4 protein-coding genes are annotated in these 6,083 nt (G+C 38.5%); 2 read left to right on the top strand and 2 right to left on the bottom strand.

What is annotated here, in order from left to right:
- Positions 1-2,816, bottom strand: a 2,816-nt coding sequence (locus AC1DG9_RS21800) for a PVC-type heme-binding CxxCH protein (RefSeq protein WP_477635227.1), incomplete at its 3' end; no start/stop codon positions are given.
- Positions 2,817-3,092: 276 nt separating this feature from the next.
- Here AC1DG9_RS21800 and AC1DG9_RS21795 point away from each other — a divergent pair.
- Together AC1DG9_RS21795 and AC1DG9_RS21790 are read left to right on the top strand one after the other, a co-directional pair.
- Positions 3,093-4,028, top strand: coding sequence for a D-2-hydroxyacid dehydrogenase family protein (locus AC1DG9_RS21795; protein ID WP_288879491.1), 936 nt, complete (start codon positions 3,093-3,095; stop codon positions 4,026-4,028).
- 88 nt (positions 4,029-4,116) lie between these two features.
- Positions 4,117-4,959, top strand: a complete 843-nt coding sequence (locus AC1DG9_RS21790; RefSeq protein WP_477635226.1) for a VOC family protein — start codon at positions 4,117-4,119, stop codon at positions 4,957-4,959.
- A gap of 76 nt (positions 4,960-5,035) precedes the next feature.
- On the opposite strand, the gene AC1DG9_RS21785 is transcribed toward AC1DG9_RS21790, so the two are convergent.
- Positions 5,036-6,083 (bottom strand): hypothetical protein (locus tag AC1DG9_RS21785; RefSeq protein ID WP_477635225.1); only part of this gene is annotated, 1,048 nt, incomplete at its 5' end.

Here is a 6,083-nt window from a genome sequence, read left to right as displayed (position 1 = left end):
ATGCAAAAACCTTCTTTAGCAAATATTGCTCGTCCTTTTACAAAGAGCTTGCGCTCTTCGCCACTCAAAGCTGTGGTCAGCTTTTCTCCTTTTTTCTCTGTTACAGATCTTCCGTTTAAGTGAGCTATAGCAGTTTCATAAGGTGCTCTCATCCAATCATCAAGGGGTTTTTTGCTAACTTCCAGCTCTATAGGTAATGCTTTATCTTTAGGTAACCAAGATGCGGCAGCAATCACTTCAAGTCGAACCCTGCCGTTTTCATCGGCCGCAGACTGCATTAACAATTCCGGCTGATCAGCTATCTGATGTCCTGTGTATCTTAACACTCTTACCGCAGCTGCCCTTGCATGGAAATCCTTTGCTTTTAGCAACTGTCTAAGTAACTGATCGTCTACTTTATTTAACCCCCAGGTTACCCAAAGTGCCTCCAAAAGGTTGTGCTMATATCTAGGATCATTTTTATCCAATTTAGCCACCCATGTTTTCACCTCAATAAGCACGTCAGAAACTTTACGTCCGCGCAACTCAGATCGTGTACGTGATCGTGTTCTGTCTTCTGGTAACTTCAGGTTCTCCAAAAGCTCCGGAATGCTTGCATCTGCAATTTTTACTGGTTTTACTAGCGGACGAGAAGGGTAGGTGATTCTGTAAATTCGACCATGTACATGGTCTCTTAACGGATCCCGGGCATTGTGTTGCATGTGTCCGATTAAGATGTTGTGCCAATCGGCAACGTATAAAGAACCATCAGGCGCAAACTCCATATCTACCGGCCTAAAATTTTTGTCTTCTGCTATTAGTAAATCCTGTCTGTGTCTGCTTTTATATCCCGTTCCATCGTCAACAAGAGTATGTTCTTTAGTACCTAAGAAACCGATCGTATTATTTATTAAAAAATCTCCTTGCAGTTCATCAGGGAAGTGCCGACTTGAAACAAACTCCAAACCAGAGGTAGGACGAACACGATGTTCCGGTTGTAATAAATCTCTGGATTTCTCAGTAAACACTCCATATCTTGGTTTTACCGAAACTGGCAACATCCAGCATACGTCTGGGCTCGATGTTTCTGCATAAAAATTCTGTCCCCATTGATCAAAGGCAATACCCCAGGKATTAGGTACATATGGTTGGGCAGTGCGTTCTAACTTATGCAATTGCGGACTGTAGCGATAGAAGCCACCATTGGTAGCTCTAACAGGCCCGTAAGATGTTTCTACGTTTGTGTGCAAAAACACACCCTCGCCCATATATATAGCTCCTGAAGGGTCGGTAGTAAAGGCGTGTATATTGTGATGGGTATCATGATCATCAAAACCGCTCAACAGAATTTCTTTTTTGTCTGCTTTGCCGTCGCCATCAGTATCTTTTAAAAGCACAAAGTTTGTTCCTTGCGAAAGGTAAACCCCTTCGGCAGTGATTTCAAAACCTAACGGAAGATGTAGTCCATCCGCAAAAACGGTCTGTTTATCGGCTTTTCCATCATTATTTGTATCTTCTAAAATAATCAACTTATCATTAGGCTTAGCATCCCCAGGTTTGTAATGCGGGTAACTAGGCATGGTTGCCACCCATAATCTGCCTTTATTATCAAAAGTGATCTGGCAAGGTTTAGCCAAATCCGGAAATTCTTTTTCTGAGGCAAACAGTTCTATTTTAAAACCTGGAGCCACTTTTAGTTTTGCTAACGCTTCCTCACCAGATAAGTACTTCAAGCTCCCATTTCTTTCAGCATTATAATTTGTTTTTACTACAGGAGGAGGGGTTGTATTCTTATCCGCAGCAACCAGATCCATTTTTTCACCCTTTACGGCTTTCCAAATTGCTGTATCCCTTATTGCTGTCATTTCGCGGAGTCTTTTAATCTCTGCAGGATAATTATCAGGCCCAAAAGGATCGTATCTGCGCCCATACGCATGTACGCCATTTGGAATTTTAAAATCATTGTGCCATGTCCAGTTTTTCTCTAATACAGCTGCATGAACAAGGGCCCTGTTTTCTTCAGCTTTTGCTGCCATTTCACCAAAAATCTGATTAGCTAATAAAGGAGCGAAACGTGCATAGGCGGTGTCACTAAGTTGTGATCCATCTATAGTCAGGTATTTTTCGGTAGTTTCAAACCATTTTTTTGTAGGCGAATAAACATCAACAAAGCGTACATTATTGTTCGCCGCAATCTCTTTCATAGCCTCTGCATACAAGGAAAGATTAATGTTTTCCTGTTTTCCATTGGGCAAATCAAACTGTTTAGAAAGATCCTCGAATGCAATTGGCGAAACGATGGCCAATTGAGGAGTAGAAACACCGTTGTACTGCTGTTTTAAAGTATGTTTAATAAAGGCATCAAGTTCGGCCTTGTAATTTTCAAGGCCCTTTGGCCCTTCAAAAGATTCATTGTATCCAAAGAACGCAATAACTACATCGGCTTTTAGTCTGGTAAGCCATTGATCTTCGGTTTCAAAATGACCCTCGCTATCTGAATTGTTGGCAAGCTCTGTTTGGAATTTTTCTGCTCCAGGAAAGGCCCATGGCGACACTCTGCTGGCATGTGGCCGGAAACCAGGAGTATTCCCTCCATCACACATATTTCTTATATACAAGTTGAGCTCTGGATATCGCAAATGCATTTCTGTTTCGAAATGTCCATAGTTCATCATTCTTGATCCCAAATTGTTTCCTATAAGGACAATGTGAGTCCCTTTCTTTAATTGGAGCGGAGTAGTGCTTGTTGGTGTGAATTGCAGGGTAAAGAGCGCAATTACAACACCCGCCAAAATTGTAAGAGTAACCTTGGTTCTCTTTTTTGCGAATCTGATCATCTGATATTATATAGTACCTAACAAGTACTAAATATAACTTTTTATGCTATACAATTTAACAGTGTCTTAATAAATTCAAGAATTGAGTTGTTATAACTATCAATACTATCAGTCTGAATTGAAATTCTAATTAGTTCTTTGATCTAAAAGATCATATTTGCTTGCTTATCGGTTTTATTTGAATCATTTGTAACTTCTTCGTGATGTCTCTCTGACAGTAGAACTATTTATTCCTAATTTTAATCACAGACTTACACTTCATAAAAAATTACAACAATGAAAACACTTCCCCAAATCGCCATATTGGATGATTATCAAAATGTAGCTTTTTCATTTGGCGATTGGACCAACGTTCATAAAAAGGCCGACATTACCGTATTCAATCACCATATGGCTTCGCAAGAAGAAGTTATACGGACCTTGCAGCCATTTCAGGCCATCTGTGTAATGCGCGAAAGGACACCTTTGTCAAGAGAAATCTTATCTAGTTTACCTAATTTGAAGCTTATTGTTTCAACAGGCAGACGTAATGCCTCCATAGATGCAAAAGCTGCAGAAGAATTGGGGATTGCCATTTCAATTACCGGATATCATGCTAGTGGCGCGCCGGAAATAACCTGGGCACTATTGCTGGCAATGGCAAGAAATGTTGTTGCAGAATCGACAGCTTTAAGAGAGGGTAACTGGCAAAGAGAAGTGGGGGTGGATTTAAAAGGGAAAATTATTGGGGTTATTGGTTTAGGCAATATTGGAAGTACAATAGCTCGTTATGCAAAGGCTTTTGAGATGGAGGTGATTGCCTGGAGTGAAAACCTTACTTTAGAGAAGGCAAATGAACATGGCGTAAGACTGGTTAGTAAAGAAGAACTATTTAAAACGGCCGACTTTGTGACCCTACATTTAGTATTAAGCTCGCGCTCCAGAAACATTGTAACTTCATCAGAACTTAATTTAATGAAATCAACTGCTTACCTTATCAATACATCGAGAGGCCCCCTTGTAAATGAGGCTGACTTGATTAATGTATTGGTAAACAATAAAATTGCAGGAGCGGCTTTAGATGTTTACGATACTGAACCACTGCCAGCTGAGCATCCTTTTCGTAGGCTAGATAATGTGTTGGCTACACCTCATATTGGTTATGTAACAAAGGATACTTACAAGATCTTTTATGAGGATACCATTAGTAGACTAGAAGAATGGTTGTCATAATTTACCCCTTTTATTGTCGGTTATGCCCATCATAGAATCTGTTTAAGTATAGTATCTTAGTATAAGTAAATATTTAAACCTTTAGACTATGAAAAATTTAATTTATCCTTGTTTAACCATCAGAGGTAAGATTGCAGAAGCATCAGATTTTTATATCCAGACTTTTGGAGAAGGAAAAATCAGTCAAACCTCTCCATTCGTGATACAAATTGAATTAAGCGGACAAAAGTTTATGTTGCTTAATGATGGGCCAACTTCATCACCTAACCCATCCATTTCATTCATGGTCATCTGCGAAAGCGAAGAAGAAACAGAAAGATACTGGAATAAATTGATGGAAGGTGGCAGTGCCTTAATGGCGCTTGATAGCTACGATTGGAGCCCTAAATATGGCTGGGTACAAGATAAATATGGTGTATCTTGGCAGGTGTACACCGGAGATAAAAGTCAGACTCCTCAAAAGTTTTGTCCTACATTAATGTTTACAGGTGATAACGCTGGTAAAGCAGAAAAAGCAGTTCATTTTTACACGGACCTGTTTCCTCAATCCAATATCCAGGGCGTGCTAAAATATAGTAAGGAAGATGATGATAATGAAGAATTTGTAAAGCATGCCCAATTTAAGATCAAGGATTTTGTAGCTATGGMGATGGATAGTTCAGCCAATCATGGTTTTGGTTTTACTGATGTAATATCTTTGGTTGTGGAATGTGAAAATCAGGAAGAAATTGATAAATACTGGGGTCAGTTAACGGCCAATGGAGGTAAAGAAGTGGCCTGTGGCTGGTTAACTGACCCGTTTGGGATAAGCTGGCAAATTATACCTAAAGCATTAAGTAAATTGGTTAGCGATCCTGTTCGTGGCCAGAGGGTAATGGGGGCATTAATGAAAATGAAAAAACTGATAATTGCAGATTTAGAAAATGCGTAACAATATATATAATCGTAGAAGAAAATCAGAGGTTTTCTTCTACGATTATTTTTTTAACCAGATTCAGTTCAATTTATTAATTTAAGTTTACAGGTATTGTTTTAGTTATAGTGGGAACTGATAGACCGTTTTCATAAAATTTGACGGTTAAAGTTGCCGTCTTTGAAGGAAGAGTTCCAGTAGTAAAAGTAATTGTATTTAATCCAACCGTAGAGGTCTCTAAAATTGCCTTGTTTTTTGTCGGATAAGATATAGCCCAATTTTTATTTGTACCTAATAGCTCTGATAACTCACCAGCATCAGCTGTTACTTCCACTCTGAATTTTAGAGCGCTCTCAACTAAATTAGCGGATATTTCAAATATATTATTGTTAAGCGTAGTAGTAGTCGAATTCAGGATGTTTTTACCTTTGTATATCGTTGAACCCAGTGCTGGATATTCGATTAAATCAAAGGATTTGATGTAAGAAGTTGATTTTTTAAATTGATCCAAATAGCTAAGATTTATTTTATTAAGTATAGAATCCGGATATAGTGCAGTGTATTTAGCTTTTACCTGATTGATTACCTTGGTCGTATCTAAATAATATAGGTGAGTCATGATACTATTACCCAAAGAAACATCGTTCAGCAGACCATCAGTTTTTAAATCTTCTGCAATATCGTTTAGAATTTCAGTCAGCTCACCGTCTGATCTAAACCCAACTAGCATTGTGGATAACGAGAGCAAAATATTACTTCTACTTGAGGATCCAATTAGATTTACCTTTTCTGCTCTTTTAATCCCAGGGTTTTGAATACCAAAAACACTCAAAACTTCATTTACTGATTGAATTTTTGCATCATTAAAGGACTTTCCCTGATCAATTAAGTATTTTACCCTTGGTTCTTCCAGAGCAGTAAGAATGTTGACATTGACTGCTTCAGACGTATTGATCTTTACAAGACCGGATAATGATATTTGAGAGGAGGAGTTCTTACCTGATACTTCGTTGAAATAGAAGCCAGAAGAAACAACTCTAACATTTTTGCCCTTAAGATTTTTAACCCTCAGACTAAATGATCCATAATTATCGGTAATTGTACTATTAAAACTTCTGCCTGTTTGAGTTAATGTTGAGTCC

The sequence above is a fragment of the Pedobacter sp. 05L430 genome, from assembly GCF_056397585.1.
This window is presented reverse-complemented; position numbering and strand designations above follow the sequence as displayed.

Bases quoted from the DNA above. Each gene is read 5' to 3' on its own strand.
- AC1DG9_RS21795 (WP_288879491.1), top strand. From the start codon at position 3,093: ATGAAAACACTTCCCCAAATCGCCATATTGGATGATTATCAAAATGTA.